The following is a 21,451-nucleotide window of genomic DNA, read 5'->3' as shown; positions in this document are numbered from 1 at the left end:
CCGTTGCGGCGCAATCTCAAAGGAGGAATGGAGCATGCAACGATTCAAACTCGGCGCGGCGGCGCTACTCTGCGCGCTGGCGCTTCCGGCCTGGGCGGCCCAGCCGCTGCGCATCGGCGCCGCGGTCTACGGACTCAAGGGCGAATTCATGCAGATGTGGGTGGACGCGTTGAAGCAGCACCCCGCGGTGAAGGACGGCTCGGTGCGCATTACGGTGTTTGACGGCCGCTACGACGCGCTGACGCAGAACAACCAGTTCGACACCATGATTACCCAGAAGTACGACGCCATTCTGTTTGTGCCCATCGACATCGCCGCCGGGGCGGAAGCGGTGGCCAAAGCCGTGCGCGCCAAGATTCCGGTGATTGGGTCCAACACCCGCGTCAAGGGCGACCAGCTCACCGCCTATATCGGAAACAACGACACCGTGGCCGGCGAGTTGCAGGCGGAAGCCGTGGCCAAGGCGCTGAAAGGCAAGGGCAATGTGGTGATCATGGAAGGCCCTATCGGCCAGTCTGCGCAGTTGGAGCGCAGCGCGGGTAATCAGAAGGCGCTGGCGCGCTATCCGGGCATCAAGGTATTGGAACGCAAACCGGCCAACTGGTCGCGCGCGGAGGCGTTGACGCTGATGGAAAACTGGCTGACCGCGCGGCCGGGCCAGATCAACGGCCTGATCGGTCAGAACGACGACATCGCGCTGGGCGGATTGGAAGCGGTGCGGGGCAAGGGCCTGGACCCCGCGAAAATGCCGGCCTCCGGCATCGACGGCATTCGCGACGGCATCCTGGCGGTGAAAAACGGCACCTTGATGGTTAGCTTCTTCCAGGACGCCAAGGCCCAGGCGCAGGGCGCTTTGGACCTGGCCCTGCGCGCGGTCAGGGGGCCGGCTTACCAGCCGCGCTCCGACATCTGGCGCGAATACGCCAAAACCATGCCCTGGGCCGGCGGCGCGGCCAAACGCTACGACGTGCCCTGGACCACCATCACCCCGGCCAATGCCGATGCGCTGCTGGCCAAACTCAAGTCTGGCGCTTGAAGGAGACAGCCATGAGCGCAAGCGAAATCCTCATTCCCGCCGCCATGCAGGCGGTAGTGGCCTACGCGCCGGGCGATTACCGGCTGGAAACTGTTTCGGTGCCGGAACCGGGGCCGGGAGAAATCCTGGTCAAAGTGGAAGGCTGCGGCATCTGCGCAGGCGATCTGAAAGCCTATGACGGAGCGCCCAGCTTTTGGGGCGACGAGAACCAGCCCGCCTACATCAAGGCGCCGATGATACCCGGCCACGAATTCATCGGACGCATCGTCAAGCTGGGTGCTGGCGTGACCCGGTTCTCCATCGGAGAGCGGGTGATTTCCGAGCAAATCGTGCCCTGCTGGACCTGCCGTTTTTGTCAACGCGGCCAGTACTGGATGTGCGAGAAACACGATCTCTATGGTTTCCAGCACAACGTCAACGGCGGCATGGCCGAGTACATGAAATTCACCAAGGAGGCGATCACCTACCGGGTGCCGGAAGAACTGCCGCTGGAGCAGGCGGTGCTGATCGAACCCTATGCCTGCTCCTTTCACGCGGTTCAGCGCGCCCAGATCCAGCTGGGCGACGTGGTGGTGGTGTCCGGCGCAGGCACCCTGGGCCTCGGCATTATCGGCGCCGCGCGCAAGGCCGGGCCGGCCAAGCTGATTGCGCTCGACCTGTTCGACGAGCGTTTGGAGTTGGCGCGTCGCTTTGGCGCCGACCTGACGCTGAACCCGAGTCGCGACGACGTCAACACCGAGATCAAGCGGTTGACCGGCGGCTACGGCTGTGACATCTACATCGAGGTCACCGGTCATCCCAAGTCAGTCAGCCAGGGCCTGGCCATGCTGCGCAAGCTGGGGCGCTTCGTTGAAGTAGGCGTGTTCAAGGACCCGGTGTGCGAGGACTGGAGCATCATCAGCGACCGCAAGGAACTGGACATCCTCGGCTCCCATTTGGGGCCTTACTGCTACCCGCATGTGATTGAGGGCATCCGCGACCAAAGCCTGCCCACCCAGGGCGTGGTCACTCACACACTTCCGCTGGCGCGCTTTCGCGAAGGGTTCGACCTGGTGCGCAGCGGTGACCGCTCGCTTAAGGTCATGTTGCTGCCGGGAGAGGCCTGATGGAGAACGCAATGGAAGAAATCGCGAACCGGGCTTGGGACGCCGGCTTCAAGCTTGACGGCAAGGTGGCTCTGGTTACCGGAGCCGCCGCCGGCATCGGCCTGGCCATCGCTGAGCGGCTGGCGGAACTGGGCGCGGCGGTAGCGCTGGCGGATATCAGCGGCAGCGTGGAGGAGCGTCTGCCGCAACTGGCCGGCGGCCCGCAACGCCATCTGGCGATAGTGGGCGACCTTGGCGCCTGCGGCCACGCCGAGCAAGTGGTGCGTCAGGCTCATGGCTGGGGCAAGCGGCTGGACATCTTGATCAATAACGCCGGCATTGCGCTGCTGGACCGCGCCGACGATGTTAGCGAAGCGGCATGGGACGCCACCATGGCGCTCAATCTGAAGGCGCCGTTCTTCCTGGCCCAGGCAGCCGGCCGCTTGATGCGATGGCAGGGCGGCGGCCGCATCGTCAACATCGCCTCCCAAGCCAGCGTGGTGGCGCTGGAGCGCCACAGCGCCTATTGCGCCAGCAAGGCGGGTCTGGTGGCGCTGACTCGGGTGCTGGCGGCTGAGTGGGCGCCCTACGGCATTACCGTCAACGCCATTTCCCCCACCGTGGTGGCCACTGAGTTGGGCCGTCAGGCCTGGGCCGGCGCGGCGGGCGAGGAAATGCGGCGGCGGATACCGCTGGGTCGCTTTGTCCGTCCGGACGAGGTGGCCGCGCTGGCGGCCTACCTGGCCAGCGAGCACGCCGCGATGATCACCGGCGAGAACCTGTTGATAGATGGCGGCTACACCGTCTTATAGGAGCTACACCATGAACCGCATCCTCAATCATCCCGATCGCATGGTCGAAGACATGTTGATCGGCTTTCTGGCCGCGCATGGCGACCGTGTCGCCGCCACCGCCAACCCGCGCGTGATCAAATCCATCTACGCCGGCGCGCCCGGCCGCGTCGGCATCGTCAGCGGTGGCGGCTCCGGTCACGAGCCGGCATTTCTTGGCTACCTGGGTCGCCACCTGCTGGACGCCGTGGCCGTAGGCGAGGTGTTCTCCTCGCCCAGCGCCAAGAGCTTTGCCGACGCTTTCGCCGCCGCCGACGGCGGCGAGGGCGTGGTCTGCCTATACGGTAATTACGCCGGCGACAATATGAATGTGAAAATGGCGATGCGCCTGGCCGAGCAGGCCGGCGTCAGGGTGGAGGCGGTGGTGGCCAACGACGACGTGCCCTCCGCCCCGGCTCAAGAGAGCGAGCGCCGCCGCGGCGTGGCCGGTGAAATCCTGATGTGGAAGGCCGCAGCGGCCTGCGCCGCGGCGGGCGGCAGCCTGGAACAGGTGGCGGACGCCGCGCGTCAGGCCATCGCCCATACCCGCAGCATGGGCATCGGCCTGTCCGCCTGCACCATCCCGGCGGCGGGCAAGGCCAATTTCCACATTGCCGATGGTCAGATGGAGGTGGGAATAGGGCACCATGGCGAGCCCGGCGTCCAAGTTCTGCCCACCGCCAGCGCCAGACAAATGGCGGAGCTGATGCTGGAAACCCTGCTTGCCGACCTGCCCTTGCAGCGGGGCGACCAAGTGGCCTTGCTCTTGTCCGGCATGGGCGCCACCCCGTTAATGGAGCAATACATTCTCTATGGCGAGCTGTTCTCCCAACTGCAGGCGCGCGGGATACAGGTGAACCGGCCGCTGGTGGGCAACTATTTCACCGCGCTTGAGATGATGGGCGCCAGTGTCACACTGATGAAGTTGACGCCGGAACTGGCCGCCGGCTTGGACCACCCCTGCCAATCCCCAGCCTTGACGGTGGGAGCGCTGCCATGTTGAGCGTGAACGCGAGCCTGTCATGGTCCGCCACCATCCATATGGCGCCAGCGCTGATAGAAGCCATCCGCAGTCAGCGCGACCGTCTCAGCGAGATCGATGGCGCGATTGGCGACGGCTACCACGGTGTCAATATGAACAAGGGCTTTGGCCTGTGCCGGCAAGCGCTGGACGCCTTGCCGGCCTTGCCGCCGCTGCCGCAGGCGCTGCGGCTGCTGGCTCGCGGCTTGATGGACGATATCGGCGGCTCGATGGGCCCGCTGTACGGCAGCCTGTTCCTGGCCATGGCGGACACGCTGGATTCGCGGCCCCGGCTGGATGCCGCTGGCTTCGGCGCGGCGCTGGCCGCCGGCACGGAGGCGGTGCTGGACATGGGCGGCGCGCGCGCCGGCGACAAAACCCTGGTTGACGTGTTGTTGCCGGCGCGGGATGCCTATCAGCAAGCGCTGGCCAGCGGGGAGGGGTGGCCGCAGTGCCTGCGGGCGATGCAAGCGGCGGCGGCGCAGGGCTTGGAGTCCACCCGGATGATGCAGGCCCGGTTGGGGCGCGCCGCCCGCCTGGGCCCGCGTTCCGTGGGGGTACTGGACGCCGGGGCCGCGTCATGCGAATTACTGCTGCGCACCCTGGCGGAGGCTGTGCTGCGCGCCGTCAAGCCGTCTGCCGGCTGAAGGCGCGCCGCCGCGACGGATCAATCAACGGAGAGGGCTGGCGCGGGCTGCGGCTCGGCCTGAGCCAGCCGCTTGGCGATGAGTACCGCGTTTTCGGCGTTCACCCGGCCATAGCCGTAAAAACGGCTGTGGCCCTTGCCATCGTACTGGCCGCCTTCGCCATCGCCAGGGTGCGAAATCTTGTCGCAACTCTGCGCGATGATGTTGCGCACCTCCTGCCAGCCCAAGGCCGGATGTGCCGCCAGGATCAAGGCCGCTACTCCGGCCGCGCCGGGGCAAGCGCTGGAAGTGCCGCCAAAATCATCGGTGTAATTGCCCCACTGGTCCCCGCTGTCGATGCTGCCAGAATTGTAGCCGGCCCCGCCGCTGCGATCCGAAGTCCATATGCCGCGGCTGCGTGGCGGCCGGCCATCTGGCTCCGGCTCCGGCCGAATGCTCGGGTCCGGGTGGGTAATATCGGCGCTGGGAAAAGCGCACCAGATCGCATGGCCGTAATCGCTGTAGATGCTGCGCCGGCTGTACTCATTGCAAGCCGCCACCGCCGTCACCTTTTCGTAGCTGGCGTAACCATCGTTATCCACGCTTTCATTGCCATTGCCGGCCGCAAAAAAGATTACGCAACCCTTGCCGCCCCGTCCTTGCTGGACGGCGTAATCCATCGCCAGCCGCGTACTTGCAGGCAAGGCCGCCACCTGGTGATGCAGCGGGTCGGCCGGGTCGAACCAAGCGCCGTCACTAGGTCCCCAACTGCAACAAATGACGTCGGCGCCTTGATTGGCCGCCCATAAGAAAGAGAAGGCCTCTGCCATCGAGCCCAAATCGCTGGCCAGGCGGATCGGCATCAGCCGCGCCTTGGGGGCCACGCCGCTGGCGCCGTAGCGGCCGCTGGCGCAAGCCACGCCCGCCACCGCCGTGCCATGGTTGTCCCCCGCTTCCTTGGGCCGGGGGTCCGTGCTGGCGGCGGGATCGCTGACATCCGCCGGCGCCACGATCTTGCCCGGCAGGGCAAACTCCGGGTGCTCGATATCCACGCCGTCGTCGATCACCGCGATCACAACGCCTTCCCCCTGACTCAGGCGATGCGCCGCCTCCACATTGGCGCTGGCGTCGATTTCCGCCTGATAACTGACCGTGGTTTTCTTCAGATGCCACTGATTCGGGTGAATGGCGCGCCGCTTGCGCTGGCGCAGCAGTTCAGGGTGGCAGTACTCCACCTCCTTGCGTCGCAGCAAATCCAGCGCGGTTTGAAACACCTGCGTGCCGCTGCCCTCCTTGGCCGCGGCAAAATAAGCGTTGGCGGCGTAAGCCGGCCGCTGCTTCACCGTGAGGCCGGCGGCGTGGAGGATGGCCAGGCAGCTTTGCTCATCCAGCGAATCAATAAACTTGATGAATATGTTCTCGGTGTAAATCACCGGCTCGCCAGTGAGCCGGTCAACCAGCGCGCTGCCGGCGAAACGCACCTCAGGCAAACCGCGCAAACTGGTTTTCCGCGTATTGACGGATTGCTGGCCCGGCGGCACCCGGTACACCTCCAAACCCGCATCCGGAAACTGCAATACCAATTCGCCACTGGCGATGCCGGCTGGCATTGTAGCGCTGAGCTTGGTGGAAATCGGCTGATTGTCTCGAGTGCGCACCGCAATTAAATCCTTGCTCTTTTCCAGAAAAAACGAGGGCTCGTTCTTTTTGCCAAATTTGACTTCCATGGGGAATCCTCCATTGGTGTTCAGCGAAAAACCAGGGCAAAACCAATTGCCGTCAATCTCATGCGTTTGATGCCGCATTGCGTGTCATTGCTGCGGAGAATGCGTGGCAATCAAATGCGTAAATCATGACGGACACGGTTTGGAGTCTGGGTTTTCGATATTAATTTCCCCAATCTGCACATTAAAAACAAAGCGAGGACAAAATGCATACATAGCGATGCTATTGTGAGTGAGAAAAATCAGCAGTGAATATAGGGGGTGGGCAAATAGTGTGGGCTTTGAGATTTAATTTCACAATGACGAATCATATATTCTGTTGGGAGAATATTTCAATATGAACAATTTTGCGATGGCGTTTTTTCGCCAGCCAAACTTGGCCAACAACGGAGACGCCAAGGCTAGCCGCCACTGGAGGCGGGGCAATGAACATGGGCTGGTCGATTAGCTGAAATGCACGGCATATTGATTGGAAAAATCCATTTGACATTCATTTTGGGTGAATTATAAATAATGCTGTATGAGTAATTTGGACGCCGCCACATGTCAGCGCTGCGGTGTCAAAAGCGAGTCCACGAATGTTTGCGCGGTCTTGGCGGAAGCCTCCTTGCCGCCCTGCGGCTAGCGGCAAAGCCATCCGGCCTTCCCATTCACCACAAGGAGTTTCACCATGCGCCAAAACGCCCAGAAAACCCCCCTTAACCGCTTGTCCATGGCCATCGCGCTGCTGATTGCCGCCGGCCTGCCCAGTCTGGCCCACGCCGTAGAATGTCGGGCCATCCCCAGCGTCAAGACCAGCGGTGTGTCCGCCAACAACAACGCCGCGGGCGGCCACCTCAACCAGCACATCTACGGCGCCACCCCGCCGGCCGGCACCAGCCAGGTGGGCAAGACTCTGTTCACCAGCGTGGAGGAATACACCGGCTTCTGGAACAACTACGTGGATCCCAAGAAGTACACCGGCGCCGCGGTACAGTGTTCCGGCAACCACGCCCGCCAGAGCGTCACCGTCTACAGCGTGCTGAAGAAGGACAAGATAGGCGGCTATAGCTGCACCGCGGCGGACGCGGCGGGCAGGTGCACCGCGCAGACCCGCTCGCAGTTCTCCAGCGTGCAGCTGGATTTTGAGGTGGTGAAGGGCAGTTGGGTTTTGCTGACCGCCTATCCGGTGAACTGAGCAGTCTGGCTGGGCTAGTCGGCTAAGAGTGGCTAACAAATTCCTGATGCTGCGTTGCGCCGACTTGCCATACTCAAGTACTGCCTGCGTCGGCGCGTCTTGCCTCAGCCGTAAAACTGATTTTTGTTAGCCGCTCTAATCGCGCCGGCCGGCCGCCGCCAAGGCGGGGAAAGCGGCGCTTGCCGCCGCGCTCCGTCCAATCGCCCAGGCAACCAGGGCTGCGCCGGCGGCCAGCGCCAGGCCGAACAGCAGCAAGGCCATGGGCGCGCCCAGGCGGTCCACTAGCAAGCCGGTGAAGATCACCGGCAGGCTGAAGCCTATATAAGCCAGCAGGAAGAAACCGGCGCTGGCGCGTGGTTTTTCCGCGCCGGCCAGCGCGTTTACCGCGGACAAGCCGCCCAGATAAGTGAAGCCGTAGCAGGAGCTGCTCGCGCCCAGCGCGCCCAAGAGCACCGCCGCCAGCGAACCCTGAGTCGCGCCCCACGCCAGCAAGGCGTAGCTGGGCGGCAGCACCAACATGCCCAGGCGGGCGGCCCGGCTGGGCGGCATCGCGCGGGCCAGCGGCTGGAACAACAAGCCGCAGCTGATCACGGTGAAGGTGGAAAAACCGGACCAGCGCGCCAGCCCATGCGCGGCCAATACCGACGGCAATAAGGCGATCACCAGCCCCACCGCGGCCCAGGCCAACAGGATGGCGCAGCCGAAAGGCAGGCTGCCGGCCGGGAAATAGGGCGGGCGCAGCATGGGCGTATGGTGGCCGCGCGGCGCCGGGTCCGGCAGCCCGGCCACCGCCAGCAGCGCCGTTCCGACCAACGCCAAGTGCAGCCAGAAACTGGCCGGCGTCAGCGTGCTCTGCCACAGCAGGCACAAGCTGGTCAGCGCCGCGCCCAAGCCAAAGCCCAGCGAAGTGCTGGCCGTCACCCACAGCGTGGCGCGGCGGCCGTCCGGTTCCGCCATCAGCTCGCTCATATAGGCGGCGCCGGCGGCGGAAGCCAGCGCGGTGCCGCAGCCCAGCAGAAAGCGCGCCACGGCCAGGGCCTCCAGCCGCGGCCACAGCGTCATGACGGCGGTGGCCAGCATTGCCAGCGTTAGCGCCGCCAGGATCAAAGGCTTGCGCCCCAGCCGGTCCGGCAGGCCGCCCAGCGCCAGCAGCACCGGCAACACCCCCAGCACATAGGCGGAAAACGCGGTGGCGGTGGCCGCCGCGCCCTGGCCGGCTAGCTGCGCGTAAGTGGTGTACAGCGGCGCTTGCAGGTTCACCGCGCACGTGATCAGGCACAGGCCGAAGGCCAGCCGGGCAGGGTGGCGACGTACGTTCATGCGGCCTCCGGGAACAAAAGGGAAACGGCAGCGCAAACAGAGCGGGCGGACAGTGGAACAGTCATAAGCTATGGCCTGGCGATGAAAAGGGTACGACACGCCACTATCCGGCCCACCCATGACGACAACAAGTGACAGCAGCGGCCATTTGCGCTTAACTGTTTGCTCATTATCAGCAAACAGTGAGCCCGCCATGCGGCTAGAACTCGACCGCGCCAGCCGGCAGCCGCTGGCGCAGCAAATCGCCGATCAACTGCGCGCCTGGATACGGCGCAGCCGCGTCCGCCCTGGCACCCGGCTGCCCTCCATCCGCCAACTGGCCAAGGAACAGCAACTCAGCCAGTCCTGCGTGATCGACGCCTACGACCGGCTGGTGGCGCTGGGCCTGCTGGAATCGCGCCACGGCGCCGGCTTCTTCGTGGCCGCGCCGCCGGGCCGCGAAGAAAACGAATGGCGGGAAACCATGGAGCCGGCCTGGGGACAGTTCAGCGACAGCGGCGAGCAGTTGAAGCTGGGCTGCGGCTGGGTGCCGGACAGCTGGGGCGACCAGGAAGAACTGGGCTACGCCATACGCCACATCACCCGCTGCCAGCCGGCGGACCTGTTCGACTACAGTACCCCGCTGGGCCTGCCGGCCTTGCGCCGGCAACTACAGCAGCGGCTGCGCCAGATCGACATCCATGTGGAGCAAGAGCAAATCCTCACCACCAACGGCGGCAGTCACGCGCTGGACCTGCTGGCGCGCGCGCTGCTCAAGCCCGGTGACACCGTGCTGGTGGAAAGCCCCGGCTACTACAATCTGTTCAACCTGCTGAAATTCCACGGCGTAGAAATGCTGGCGGTGCCGCGTGCCGGCAACGGGCCGGACCTGGCGGCGCTGGAGGCCATCCTGGCCCGACATCGGCCCAAATGCCTGTTCATCAACAGCCTGTTCCACAACCCCACCGGCACCTGTTTGACGCCGGCGGTGGCGCACCGCCTGCTGCAACTGGCGGAGGCCCACGATTTCCTGATTGTGGAAGACGATATCTACGCGGATTTCCAGAACCACCCCGGCGTGCGCCTGGCGGCGCTGGATTCGCTGCGTCGGGTGATCTACGTATCCAGCTTCTCCAAAACCCTCAGTTGCTCGCTGCGCGTCGGCTATGTGCTGGCCCAGCCGCAACTGATCCGCCAGCTAGCCAATATCAAGATGTACACCGGCATCGGCACCCAGCGCTTTGCGGAATGCGTGGTGGCCCAGCTCTTGTCCAGCGGCGCTTACCGCAAGCTGACGCAAAGGCTGCGGCTGCGGCTGAACCGGCAAATGGCCGCCACGCTGCAAACGCTGGAAGCCAACGGCTGGCAAGTGTTCGCGGAGCCGCAGGGCGGCATGTTCGTCTGGGCGCGCACCGGCCGCCACAGCTTTAAGGAAATGCAGGCGGAAGCCGCCAAGCGCGGAATCCTGTTGTCGCCGGGCAGCGGCTTCATGCCCGGCGGCGAGGATAACGATTGGCTGCGGATCAATGTGGCTTATGCCGGCGATGCGCGGGCGCTTGGGTTTTTTGAGGGGCTGGGGAGCCCGCAGGCTGAATGATGATTTGGAAGGTTAGTTACGTTTCTTGGCCGGAGTGGTTACATGAAAAATACATTGGCATCGATGGCTGTTTGTGAATAAGCCGTCTGATCTAACTGTCCTTAGAACCTGTTTACGATCTCGCGAGCTAAGGTGAGACAAGGCGAAAACGAGCGAAAAAGCGGAATGTACAGGTGGTACATGAGCATTTTGAGTTGGTACTCACCGTGCAACGCTTCACGACGCGCAGCAGATCGTAAACAGATTCTTAGGCCAGGGGCAGCCCAGTGTCGCGCCGTCTGGCTTCACATGGTCTACTAGGTTTTGTCGCCGGTTCATATTGTCTACAGCACATGTCCTATGCTGAATTGTCGGTGCTTGGGAGCATGAGATGTCGAAGATACTGGCGATGTGGCTGTTGGTTTGCATGTCTGCCATCGCCTATGCCGAGCAGGTGAGGGTGGCCGCCGCCAGCAATACGGAACCGGCTTTGGGCGAGATCATCAGGCGCTTCTCCGCGGAAACGGGCGTCGGTGTCGATGTCACATATGGCCCGTCGGTGGCGCTGGCCTCGCAAATCGCCAACGGCGCGGAATTTGAGATTTATCTGTCGTCGAGCGAGGAATACACTCGGCGGCTGAGGGCGCTGGGCCGTTGTTTGAGCGAGCCGCGTATTTATGCTTTGGGATCGTTGGTGCTGTGGTCATTGGATGCGGATTTTCGCAGCGACCATTGGCTGGAGTGGCTGCGAGATGGTCATGGCACAATCGTGTTACCTGATCCGGAGGCTAGTATTTATGGCCAGACCGTCTTGTATAGTTTGAACCACTATCAATTGGCCGAACGGCTGCGGCCGCGCTTCGTCCGAGTACCGGATGTGGCGCACGCAGCGGAGTGGGTTGCATCCGGCAAGGCCTCGGGCGGTTTTGTCTCAAAATCCCAAGTGCTGAAGCATTCCAATCTGGGCAAGGGGCTCTGGGTGGAAATCCCGGCGGAGACCTACCCACCGATCAAACAGACCGCCGCGTTGCTGACGCCTGCGGCCAACCATCCAGCGGCCAGAAAACTGTACGAGCAACTGTTCGATCCGGGGTCGCAGAAAATTTGGAGTAAGTACGGGTATGGTAAGCCATGATGTGCCGGGTATCGCTTCGAACGGCTAACAAAACCTGTCGATAAATCGTAGACAGACCATTGAGAAAGCCTGCTTGAGCAAGCCGTAATGCGCATCCTGAATTGCTCCGGGATTTATAGTCACATCAAATGACTGCTTGGGCTGACCCGGCGCTTGTAGGCAATCCTGCCCTATGATTGGCCGGTAGTACGCCTTCACTCGAACCCAAGATGGCCGGTATGTGCTCCTGAGCAGACGCTCACAGCAGATAGGGTGGCAGACCGCATTGGCCGAGAAGCAGCCTTCTCTATATCTGGCGCGCAGATAGCGTGGCTAAGGGAAGTAAGGCCGGCGTATGCTCACCGGCGCGGCGCAGACTTTGCTGCGGGTGGTAGTGCAGCATCCGGAAGCGCTGCGGGCGTTGAAATAAGCCTGATGATCAAACGACCTCTTTTTATGACATTCCTCGTCGCTCTGGCTGGCTGCTCCGATCCAATGACAGGGCCATCGCAAGCCGTGACACCCTCGCTTACGCTGCCGTAAACGATGCAAGAGACAAGCCGGCCTTCATGATTCAAGCCGGTACATCCTGCCTGGTTGGTAAGACCTTATTCGGCAAAGTTGATGCTTACACGGAGGTGGTCTGTGGTGACCAAAGAGGGTGGGTGTTGGAGCCGGAAAACGTGAAGTTCTCAAAGTCGGTTGGTGGTTAGGCGGACTATGTCTTCTTAGCTTTACTTTGAGAAGGCACACCTAACTGGTGGGCTTTGTTACCTTCTTGGCTAACAAGCACGCTTTTAGCGTTGTGTTCGACGCTGCACAACTATTTGGTTCAGAATACGTCGATTGATCCTCTCTTTCCAAGCCTTTTGGGCCGCACTCAAGTTTCGCTTGAGTGCGGTAGAACGAAGGAAGCCAGGCTCTTTGGCATATAGGAATCCTCTTGTCTCTGCATACTCAATGACCGCCAAATTTGCATTGGCTGAAGGATTCTCTTTGATTCGTCTCAAGCCATCAAAAATAGTACCGGTATCAATGCCAATGAAACGGTTGACGCAGACATTGCCAACATAGGTGCGGTGGCCGGTAACAGTATTGCGAAGATAGCAATGTTCTTTAATGGTCTGTCCACAAGGGCAAGAATCAAACACCTCACTAATCTCAACGGCCTCTAAAATCCATTCTCTACGCGCAATGTCGAAGGTCTTCGCCATCGAAAGTGGTAGAATGTGGTCTTTTAATTTTTCAAAGTTGTGAGTCATAATCGTTTAGTCCCTCATTGGTCTTCCAAGTAACGGGATCTATTTGAGTTCTGGGTCTATTTATTCTAAAAATGATTTTTGGTTGTTAACCAGTTGGCGTTAGCAGTGACTCATAATCTTCTATCGCTCAGTCAGGCTTTTTGCAATTTTTCGCATAGGTCTCATATGTTCCCGGCACTTCCTGCCGAGTTATCAGCATCTATCATAGGTGTAGTGCGCTTCCTTCTTTTCTTTTTCTTTCCCACCCTTTCCTCTGATTGATCTGCAACAAAAATGAGATCAGCAGGAACATTCATCAGTTGAAGCGTTTTCATACTTCGCATGAGGCTGATTCTTGAAAATAGCGGCAAATTGAGTGATTTGCCGACAGCATCCTTAGAGGTGATTACCGCAAAAACGACTCGGCAGTCCTGTTCTTTAATCCGTGTAATCAGATTGTTCGCATGGTCTTCATTAGTTTTGCCACGAATAAGGTCTTCCAGCTTTTCCAATGCAGAAGTCTCTAGGCGAAGCAACTCGATCGAGTTGGTGCCTTGATTAAATAGATGGCTGAGCTGTGATGAAAGTGTCGAAATCTTTACATGATAGAAGGTCGCCGTATTTCCAATAAGCTTGAGGAGGTCACATGGTTCAACCTGCGTTTGGCCGCTTGGGCTAATATTTGTCCTGTCTAGACAGATGAAACAGTTATCGTTGTTCGCGATGTCTTCGTTGTATGCGCCTTCGTTTGGATGGGCATATGGGGCAAGATCGCAATCTGCACAGCGGGGGTCGAGGTAGAAATTTAGGCGGGCTACATAGTCCCGATCGACCTTGTACCAACTGGCCTCACAAAAGTGGTAACTTTGATTTTCTTCTCCCTCAATGTAGAGATCAAAAACAAGAGACTTAAAGATACTGTAGTGATTACGAGGATTGCCATCCTCGTCAGAGAGGACTAGATTGTGGCTGCGCAGTAAGTCGAGATCAATTGTCTCCCGATCTATTCCCCGGTTATCCAAATACTCGAAATAGTGATCGATGTGGACATCATCGTAGATTAGGCTAGATCCTGCACCGGAGAAAGTGGCAAAGACATTATCACTGTAGTTGATGATATCTGGTATCGTTAGGGTGAGGTTAGCATCCCCATCCCGGAAAGCTTGAAGCAAACGGTTATTCAGGATGCTAGTTTGTTCGGGGTCACGTACCGGGATAATATTTTGGATTGCAGGAAAGGCGATTTTGTATTGATCACTTTTATAAAGCCCAAGAAGCTGGTCACAAAGTGCTATTAATTGGTCTGCTGAAATATCTGAACTAATTTTCAGGTTGCTGCCTCCTGTCGCATGTCTGATTAGTTCTCTATACTCATCTCGAACTTTACCAGTTAGACTTCTCAAAATCGTACTGTCACGGTCAAAGTCGAAGAAAGTTAATTCTGACTCAACAGGTAATTGAGTACGCATACGTTTTGCCGCCCCAGGGTCAAGAGTGTCTGTACTTTTTAGCTTTTTGGGGTCTAGGCTGTTCAGGGTAACTCGTAGGCCAAAATCATACTCATAGCTGGTGTCTCGGAGGTTGTGAGCAACATGACCAAATGAAAGCGCAAACCATCGATCCTGTACAGGAAGGAAGATCAATGCGCCTTTTTGAACCTGAGTCAACTCTTTCTCAATAGAAAAATACTCCTTCCACCATGGGGATCGTGGACAGCTATCTAAAATATATAGGACAGACGCATCTGGGAGATTGTTTGCGATGACATCGCTGGCTAGTGTGTGGTCAAGTCGCAGCGCATTTTCAGCTGAGTAGTCTTCTTTCAGCAGATATATCGAAAACGATCTACTCTTTGTCATTATGCCCTCTGTGTATCTTAAGATTTCTATGTCATTAGTGATTGTAATATCATTAAAAGCATCGATTATGCAAATGTCAATGTACAAAATTGTGTTTTCAGATTTTAAGTTTACGTCTCATCGTAGAATGAACTTTTACAATCGAGGATGAGAGTCACTCCACGTTTAAAACCTAAATTATAGAATTGCGCAGAAGGGTAGCTACTTTGGCCGACAGGCCCTTCCTCTCCATCTGGAATGTTGATAGCGGCACAAAATTTATAGCCCCTAAATCGGCTTCAGTGGCTTGACCCCCACCCCCTTCTAAGCAACAATCCCTCCGTGCCGTTTCATCCCGGTACTGGGCCGTGAGAACCCATCGACTGCAGGCGAGGTGCTGTTTTCAGCACGTTTTCCAAACTTGCGTTGTGTCTGCCTGACCGGCAGCCGCTGGTTTTCACGCACTTCTAGTAAGAGGTTGCCCATGTCTGATTTCTCTAAACCCCGCCGTTCCCGCTACCGCTTCCCCTCCAGCGAAGCCAAAGACCTCCGTCTGCCCTTTGTCCGCCGCGTGCCGGGCCGCACTTATCCGCATTATTGGCAGCCGGCGGAGCCCCAGGATTATTTCGAGGCTTGCGCCATTGGTCGTCAGTACGCGGCGCATATGGCGCAGTTGTTGAAGTGCAACCGCCAGCATGCGGCGCGCGGGCTGTTGTTCCGCATTGCCAGCGATATGGATTTTGCCGATAAGAGCTACCGCATCGGTCTGTGCAAGGGCTTCTTCAATTATCTGGAGATGCTGCTGAATCTGGCGGTGGAGCGTGTGGATCTGGCCCAGCATGTGGAGGCGGTGCAGCAGCTTTATCTGTGTCTGGAGCAGTTGGCGGAGGCGCAAACGCAGAAGCGTTACCGCAAGCGAGGCCGGGGCCGCTAGCGCGGCGGAGTCGCCCATGAGAAACGGCCCCCAGGGGCCGTTTTCGTTTCATGTTCTAAGAACCTGTTTATGATCTGCTGCGCGTCGGCGATACGGCGTTGAAAACCGTTTCGAAATGCTCATGTACCGCTTGTACATTCCGCTTTCTCAACGGTTTTCGCCTTGTCTCGCCCTAGCTCGCGAGATCGTAAACACGTTCTAGGTGGCTTAGAACGCGAAGTGCTCGTCCTGCAGCTCCATCAACGGCTTGGCGCCGGCCTTGAGCTTGGCCAGCAGGCTGTGCACTTCCGGGAACAGCTTAGCCATATAGAAGCGGCCGGTGAGGATCTTGGCCTGGTAGAAGCCGTCTTCGCCGCCGCCCAGCTTGGAATGAGCCACTTCCGCCATTTGCGCCCACAGCCAGGCGTAGCTGAGGTGGCCGATCAGGCGCAGGTAGTCGGTGGCGGCCGCGCCGGCTTCGTCGCGGTTCTGCATGCCGGCCATGCCGATGCCCATGGTCACTTCGCCCACGTCTTTCAGCAGCTTGGACAGCGGGGCCACGTAGTCGGCCAGTTTGTCGTTGCCTTCATTGGCCTGACAGAACTTATGGATTTGCTTGGTGAACTTGCGCAGCTTCTGGCCTTGATCCATCAGCACTTTGCGGCCCAAGAGGTCGATGGCCTGGATGCCGTTGGTGCCTTCGTAGATCTGGGAGATGCGGCAATCGCGCACCAGTTGTTCCATGCCCCATTCGCGGATGTAGCCGTGGCCGCCGAACACTTGCATGCCCAGGTTGGCGGCTTCGTAGCCGTTGTCGGTCATGAAGGCCTTGGCCACCGGGGTGAGCAGGGCCACGAGGTCGGCGGCGTCCTGGCGGGCGTCGGCGTCCGGGTGTTTGTCTTCGATGTCCAGTTGCAGCGCCAGCAGGGTGGTCAGCGCGCGGCCGGCTTCGGTGTAGGCTTTCTGGGTGAGCAGCATGCGGCGCACGTCCGGGTGGACGATGATGGGGTCCGCCGGCTTGTCCGGGCATTTGTCGCCGGTCAGCGAGCGCATTTGCAGGCGTTCGCGCGCATAGGCCAGCGCGCCCTGGAAGGAGGCTTCGCCTATGCCCAGGCCTTGCATGCCGCAGCCCAGGCGGGCGGCGTTCATCATGGTGAACATGCAGGACAGGCCCTTGTTGGGTTCGCCAATCAGATAGCCCTTGGCGCCGTCCAGGTTGATCACCGCGGTGGCGTTGGCCTTGATGCCCATTTTGTGTTCCAGGCTGCCGCAGGCCACGGCGTTGCGGCTGCCGTCGTCATGAAATTTGGGCACGATGAACAGGGAGATGCCCTTCACGTCCTTGGGCGAGTCCGGCAGGCGGGCCAGCACCAGGTGAATGATGTTGTCGGACATATCATGTTCACCGGCGGAGATGAAAATCTTGGTGCCGGTGATGCTGTAGCTGCCGTCGCCGTTGGGTTCGGCGCGGGTTTTGAGCAGGCCCAGGTCGGTGCCGCAGTGCGGTTCGGTCAGGCACATGGTGCCGGTCCAACTGCCGTCCACCAGCTTGGGCAGGTAGGCCGCTTTTTGCGCTTCGGTTCCGTGGGCATGAATGGCAGAATACGCGCCGTGGGACAGGCCGGGGTACATGGACCAGGCCACGTTGCTGGAGCACTGCATTTCCATGATGGGGAAGCTCAGCGTCTTGGGCATGCCCTGGCCGCCGTAGGCCGGGTCGCAGTCCAGCGTGGGGAAGCCCAGTTCACAGTATTGCTGGTAGGCTTCCTTGAAGCCGGGCGGGGTGGTGACGGATTTGGTGGAGCTGTCGTAGTGACAGCCTTCTTCGTCGCCCTGGCGGTTCAGGGGCGCCAGTTCGCTTTCACAGAACTGGGCGGCGGCTTCCAGGTAGGAGCGGAAGATGTCCTGGGTGGCTTCTTCGTAGCCGGGCAGGGTGGGGATGATGTCCTGTACCTTGATCAGCTCGTGGAGCACGAAATCGAAATCCCGCAGCGGGGCTTGGTATGCAGGCATGGGTCTCTCCTGTTGGTTTTGCGCGGCCTGGTCTATCCGGCCAGGTCTGTCGTGTTTGGGTGCGCCCTGCGCTTGGGCGGCAACAATTCAAACGCTTGTTTAAATTATCGACGTGGCTTTGACAAGCTTTTCGCGTTTTCCCCGCCGCCGAGTGTGGTTTAACGGCAACGAGCGCGCACAAGGATCAAAAAATTCCAGATGACTTGGTTTAGACGCAAGGTACGCAAATGGGTTGCCTACCGGCACCATTGGTTTCAAAAGCCGGGCCTGCGCCGGCTGGCGCCTTACCTGGACCGGCCAGCGTATTGGTCGTTGAACCGCCGCAAGGTGGCGATGGGGGTGGGGGTGGGTTTGTTCGCCGGCCTGATGCCCGGCCCCACGCAAAAGGTGACGGCGGTGGCGCTGGCGTTGTTGATGCGGGTGAATCTGCCGGTGGCGGTGTTGTTCACGCTGTACACTAACCCTTTGACCGTATTGCCGCTGTATTTTCTGGCTTATGCTTATGGCAAGCTTTTACTGGGCAATCCGGCTGCGGGTACAATGACGCCGCCGCCCAATTGGGACCGGATGAGCTTGCCGGATTGGTGGCACGCCTGCCTGAATTGGCTGGCGGAGCTGGGCTGGCCCTTGCTGGTGGGGTTGCCGGCGCTGGGCCTGACCTTTGCCGTGATCGGCTACGCGTTGACGCGGCTGCTGTGGCGCTGGGCGGTGATCAGCGCCTGGAAAAGCAGGCATTGCAGAACACTTTAAGGGGTCATTGTGGATCTGGTTGAAAAGCAGTTGTCGACGGAGCTGGTGTATCAGGGCGGTTTTCTCAAGGTGCATAAAGACGAGGTGGCGCTGCCGGACGGCGCGGCGTCCACGCGCGAATACATTCTGCACCCCGGCGCGGTGGCGGTGCTGGCGCTGACCCCGGACGGCAAGCTGGTGCTGGAGCGTCAGTACCGTTACCCGGCCGGCCGCGAGTTCGTGGAGATTCCCGCCGGCAAGATAGACCCGGACGAAGTGCCGGCGGCCACGGCAAGGCGGGAGCTGCTGGAGGAAACCGGCTACACGGCGGAGCGCTGGACGTATCTGGGCACCGCGTATCCGTGCATTGGCTATTCCAACGAGCGCATCAGTTATTACCTGGCGGAGGGGCTGAGCCAGCAGGGCAGCCGGCTGGACGAGGGCGAATTCCTGGAGGTGCTAGCGGTGCCGGTGGCGCAGGCGATGGAGATGACGCTGAGCGGGGAGATCTGCGACAGCAAGTCCATCGTGGGGCTGCACTGGTTGGCGGCGCATCAGGCCGGGAGGATGCCGGGTGTCGCCGTTTGATCCTTACCGGGATCGACGGCGCGGGCGCCGCATCAGCATGGGCTGCAAGGCCCGCATTCGTTCTTTGATCAGCGGCGAAACCCATTACGGCGAGTGCGTGGATCTGTCGGTGGACGGCATGGCGCTGCGCTCGTCCTTTGTGCCGCAGTTTGGCGAGCGCTTGTCCGTGATTGTGCTGGCGCCGGGCGTGGGCGGCATGCCGGGCAAGCCGCTGGAGGCGGTGGTGGAGGTGAAGCGCTGCAACGAGGTGCAGCGCGGCCGCATCTATGAAATCGGCGTGCGCATCGTGCAGCGCAAAGGCTGATCGCCGCCGTCCGCGCCGGGGCTCCGGCACGTTTTATATTCCCTTCTCTTTTATTCGTCAGGCGGTTTGGTCTAAATCTTCCGATGGCCCCGCAGGAAACGTTTGATTACCAAGGCCTTTTTTTGGGGCCGATTTCCGTTTACCCCCGCTTACACGCCGCTCGTCTTCCGTTACAAAAAAAAGCTGGCGGAATTCACCATCCATTTCAAATACTTGTATTGAATCTGGCTCACGATCTCATATTTTGTGTGCAGGCGCGGTTTTGCCCTGCCAAGCTGTGCGTTATGCTATACCCAGAAAAAGAAAGCCGGAAACAATGTGAATACTCTAATTCAGCAAGGGGAGCAGCGGATGCCGCGTGCATGTCGTTTGCGCCTCTGCTACCTGCCAGGAGAGAGCCATGCACCCGGATATCTTCAGTCACTACGCTGCTCGTTACGACAAGACTCGTGAGGAGGAGTACACCATCCAGGAGTACCTGGAGCTCTGCAAGAAAGACCCCGGCGCTTACGCCACCGCCGCAGAGCGCATGCTGGCCGCCATTGGCGAGCCGGAGCTGGTGGACACTCGACATGATTCGCGTCTGTCCCGCATTTTTTCCAACAAAGTCATCAAGGTCTATCCCGCGTTCCGTGATTTCTACGGCACCGAGGAGGTGATCGAACAGGTGGTGTCCTACTTCCGCCACGCCGCGCAAGGCCTGGAAGAGAAGAAGCAGATCCTCTATTTGCTGGGCCCGGTGGGCGGCGGCAAATCGTCCATTGCCGAGAAGCTGAAAGAGCTGATGGAGCTGGTGCCGTTCTATTGCCTGAAAGGCAGCCCGGTCAACGAGTCTCCACTGGCGCTGTTCAACTACGACGAGGACGGGGCGCTGCTGGAAGAGGAATACGGCATTCCGCGCCGTTATCTGAAGAGCATCCCCAGCCCGTGGGCGGTGAAGCGGCTGCATGAGTTCAACGGCGATATCGGCCAGTTCCGCGTGGTCAAGCGCTATCCGTCCGTGCTCAAGCAGATCGCGGTGGCCAAGACCGAGCCGGGCGACGAGAACAACCAGGACATCTCGTCCCTGGTGGGCAAGGTGGATATCCGCAAGCTGGAGAAATACGCGCAGGACGACCCGGACGCTTACAGCTACTCCGGCGGCTTGTGCCTGGCCAACCAGGGCTTGCTGGAATTCGTGGAGATGTTCAAGGCGCCGATCAAGGTCTTGCACCCGCTGCTGACGGCTACCCAGGAAGGCAACTTCAAGGGCACCGAGGGCTTTGGCGCGATTCCGTTTGAAGGCGTGATCCTGGCTCACTCCAACGAGTCCGAGTGGAAGCAGTTCCGCAACAACAAGAACAACGAGGCCTTCCTCGACCGGATTTACATCGTCAAGGTGCCGTATTGCCTGCGCGTGTCGGACGAGATCAAGATCTACGACAAGCTGATCCGCAACTCTTCGCTGGGCCGCGCGCCGTGCGCGCCGGGCACGCTGAAGATGATGGCGCAGTTCGCGGTTCTGTCGCGGCTGAAAGAGCCGGAAAACTCCAGCCTGTTCAGCAAGATGCAGGTGTACGACGGGGACAACCTGAAAGACACGGATCCCAAGGCCAAATCCATCCAAGAATACCGCGATTACGCGGGGGTGGACGAGGGCATGAGCGGCTTGTCCACGCGCTTCGCCTACAAGATCCTGTCCAAGGTGTTCAACTTCGATCACAGCGAAGTGGCCGCCAACCCGGTGCATCTCTTGTACGTGATCGAGCAACAGGTTGAGCGCGAGCAGTTCCCGGCGGAAACGGAGCAGAAGTATCTGACCTTCCTGAAGGAGTACCTGGCGCCCAAGTACGTGGAGTTCATCGGCAAGGAGATTCAAACCGCTTACCTGGAAAGCTACTCCGAGTACGGCCAGAACATCTTCGACCGCTACGTCAGCTTCGCGGACTTCTGGATTCAGGATCAGGAGTATCGCGATCAGGACACCGGCGAGATCTTCGACCGCACTTCCTTGAACGCGGAGCTGGAGAAAATCGAGAAGCCGGCCGGGATTTCCAACCCGAAAGACTTCCGCAACGAGATCGTCAACTTCGTGTTGCGGGCGCGGGCCAACAACGGCGGCAAGAACCCCACCTGGACCAGCTACGAGAAGCTGCGCACGGTCATCGAGAAGAAGATGTTCTCCAACACCGAGGAGCTGTTGCCGGTGATCTCCTTCAACGCCAAGGCCAGCGCCGAGGATGCGAAGAAGCACGAGGACTTCGTCAACCGCATGGTGGAAAAAGGCTACACCGCCAAGCAAGTGCGTCTGTTGTGCGAATGGTATCTGCGAGTGCGCAAGTCCTCGTAAGCCATCGC

Annotated in this window: 18 protein-coding genes; 13 read left to right on the top strand and 5 right to left on the bottom strand. The window is 59.9% G+C overall.

Annotated elements, in window-relative coordinates:
• The first annotated feature begins 34 nt into the window (after positions 1-34).
• The 5 genes from ACUXV1_RS14150 to dhaL are packed head-to-tail and all read left to right on the top strand — an operon-like array spanning position 35 to position 4,619.
• Positions 35-1,036 carry a substrate-binding domain-containing protein gene (locus ACUXV1_RS14150; RefSeq protein WP_166452732.1) on the top strand — a complete coding sequence of 334 codons (1,002 nt, stop codon included), beginning with the start codon at positions 35-37 and terminating at the stop codon, positions 1,034-1,036.
• 11 nt (positions 1,037-1,047) lie between these two features.
• Positions 1,048-2,142 (top strand): MDR/zinc-dependent alcohol dehydrogenase-like family protein, encoded by a 1,095-nt coding sequence (locus ACUXV1_RS14145; protein ID WP_446015676.1) that lies wholly within the window; start codon positions 1,048-1,050, stop codon positions 2,140-2,142.
• Positions 2,143-2,153: 11 nt separating this feature from the next.
• Positions 2,154-2,933, top strand: a complete 780-nt coding sequence (locus tag ACUXV1_RS14140; protein ID WP_446015675.1) for a GolD/DthD family dehydrogenase — start codon at positions 2,154-2,156, stop codon at positions 2,931-2,933.
• A gap of 10 nt (positions 2,934-2,943) precedes the next feature.
• Entirely contained in the window at positions 2,944-3,954 is a 1,011-nt protein-coding gene (locus tag ACUXV1_RS14135) for a dihydroxyacetone kinase subunit DhaK (RefSeq protein ID WP_446015674.1), read from the top strand.
• Positions 3,948-4,619 (top strand): dihydroxyacetone kinase subunit DhaL, encoded by a 672-nt coding sequence (dhaL, locus tag ACUXV1_RS14130; protein ID WP_446015673.1) that lies wholly within the window; start codon positions 3,948-3,950, stop codon positions 4,617-4,619. The genes ACUXV1_RS14135 and dhaL overlap by 7 nt, the downstream gene beginning before the upstream one ends.
• Before the next feature lie 20 nt (positions 4,620-4,639).
• On the opposite strand, the gene ACUXV1_RS14125 is transcribed toward dhaL, so the two are convergent.
• Entirely contained in the window at positions 4,640-6,325 is a 1,686-nt protein-coding gene (locus tag ACUXV1_RS14125) for a S8 family peptidase (protein WP_114153886.1), read from the bottom strand.
• 667 nt (positions 6,326-6,992) lie between these two features.
• On the opposite strand from ACUXV1_RS14125, the gene ACUXV1_RS14120 reads away from it, so the two are divergent.
• The gene (locus ACUXV1_RS14120) at positions 6,993-7,499 is read left to right on the top strand and encodes a hypothetical protein (protein WP_196783858.1); all 507 of its coding nucleotides are present in this window, start codon (positions 6,993-6,995) and stop codon (positions 7,497-7,499) included.
• A gap of 135 nt (positions 7,500-7,634) precedes the next feature.
• Here the strand turns inward: ACUXV1_RS14120 and ACUXV1_RS14115 are convergent, their stop codons facing one another.
• Positions 7,635-8,819 (bottom strand): MFS transporter, encoded by a 1,185-nt coding sequence (locus tag ACUXV1_RS14115; protein ID WP_446015672.1) that lies wholly within the window; start codon positions 8,817-8,819, stop codon positions 7,635-7,637.
• A 193-nt stretch (positions 8,820-9,012) separates the two neighbouring features.
• Between ACUXV1_RS14115 and ACUXV1_RS14110 the strand changes: the two genes are divergently transcribed.
• Both ACUXV1_RS14110 and modA read left to right on the top strand, forming a co-directional pair.
• Positions 9,013-10,395 (top strand): aminotransferase-like domain-containing protein, encoded by a 1,383-nt coding sequence (locus ACUXV1_RS14110; RefSeq protein ID WP_446015671.1) that lies wholly within the window; start codon positions 9,013-9,015, stop codon positions 10,393-10,395.
• Between the two features lie 370 nt (positions 10,396-10,765).
• Positions 10,766-11,509, top strand: a complete 744-nt coding sequence (gene modA / locus ACUXV1_RS14105; RefSeq protein WP_446015670.1) for a molybdate ABC transporter substrate-binding protein — start codon at positions 10,766-10,768, stop codon at positions 11,507-11,509.
• Positions 11,510-12,285: 776 nt separating this feature from the next.
• On the opposite strand, the gene ACUXV1_RS14100 is transcribed toward modA, so the two are convergent.
• A complete protein-coding gene (locus ACUXV1_RS14100) occupies positions 12,286-12,750 on the bottom strand; it encodes a hypothetical protein (RefSeq protein ID WP_446015669.1) in 465 nt (154 codons plus the stop codon).
• 161 nt (positions 12,751-12,911) lie between these two features.
• Positions 12,912-14,588, bottom strand: a complete 1,677-nt coding sequence (locus ACUXV1_RS14095) for a DUF6119 family protein (protein WP_446015668.1) — start codon at positions 14,586-14,588, stop codon at positions 12,912-12,914.
• Between the two features lie 463 nt (positions 14,589-15,051).
• Here ACUXV1_RS14095 and ACUXV1_RS14090 point away from each other — a divergent pair, with 463 nt between their 5' ends.
• Positions 15,052-15,501 carry a hypothetical protein gene (locus ACUXV1_RS14090; protein ID WP_446015667.1) on the top strand — a complete coding sequence of 150 codons (450 nt, stop codon included), beginning with the start codon at positions 15,052-15,054 and terminating at the stop codon, positions 15,499-15,501.
• 207 nt (positions 15,502-15,708) lie between these two features.
• Here the strand turns inward: ACUXV1_RS14090 and ACUXV1_RS14085 are convergent, their stop codons facing one another.
• On the bottom strand, positions 15,709-17,493 hold the full coding sequence (locus ACUXV1_RS14085; RefSeq protein ID WP_446015666.1) for an acyl-CoA dehydrogenase C-terminal domain-containing protein: 1,785 nt from the start codon (positions 17,491-17,493) through the stop codon (positions 15,709-15,711).
• A 198-nt stretch (positions 17,494-17,691) separates the two neighbouring features.
• Here ACUXV1_RS14085 and ACUXV1_RS14080 point away from each other — a divergent pair, with 198 nt between their 5' ends.
• From ACUXV1_RS14080 to ACUXV1_RS14065, 4 genes are all read left to right on the top strand, one after another.
• The gene (locus tag ACUXV1_RS14080; RefSeq protein ID WP_019100393.1) at positions 17,692-18,243 is read left to right on the top strand and encodes a DUF2062 domain-containing protein; all 552 of its coding nucleotides are present in this window, start codon (positions 17,692-17,694) and stop codon (positions 18,241-18,243) included.
• A 9-nt stretch (positions 18,244-18,252) separates the two neighbouring features.
• Positions 18,253-18,810: an NUDIX domain-containing protein gene (locus ACUXV1_RS14075; RefSeq protein ID WP_043633343.1), complete on the top strand. Its 558-nt coding sequence runs from the start codon at positions 18,253-18,255 to the stop codon at positions 18,808-18,810.
• Positions 18,797-19,114: a PilZ domain-containing protein gene (locus ACUXV1_RS14070; protein WP_081545720.1), complete on the top strand. Its 318-nt coding sequence runs from the start codon at positions 18,797-18,799 to the stop codon at positions 19,112-19,114. The genes ACUXV1_RS14075 and ACUXV1_RS14070 overlap by 14 nt, the downstream gene beginning before the upstream one ends.
• A 400-nt stretch (positions 19,115-19,514) precedes the next feature.
• A complete protein-coding gene (locus ACUXV1_RS14065; protein ID WP_043633347.1) occupies positions 19,515-21,443 on the top strand; it encodes a PrkA family serine protein kinase in 1,929 nt (642 codons plus the stop codon).
• Positions 21,444-21,451 lie beyond the last annotated feature (8 nt).

Source organism: Chromobacterium sp. W521 (assembly GCF_052805975.1).
The sequence above is the reverse complement of the archived record's forward strand: the minus strand, read 5'-3'. Positions and strand labels throughout refer to the sequence as shown.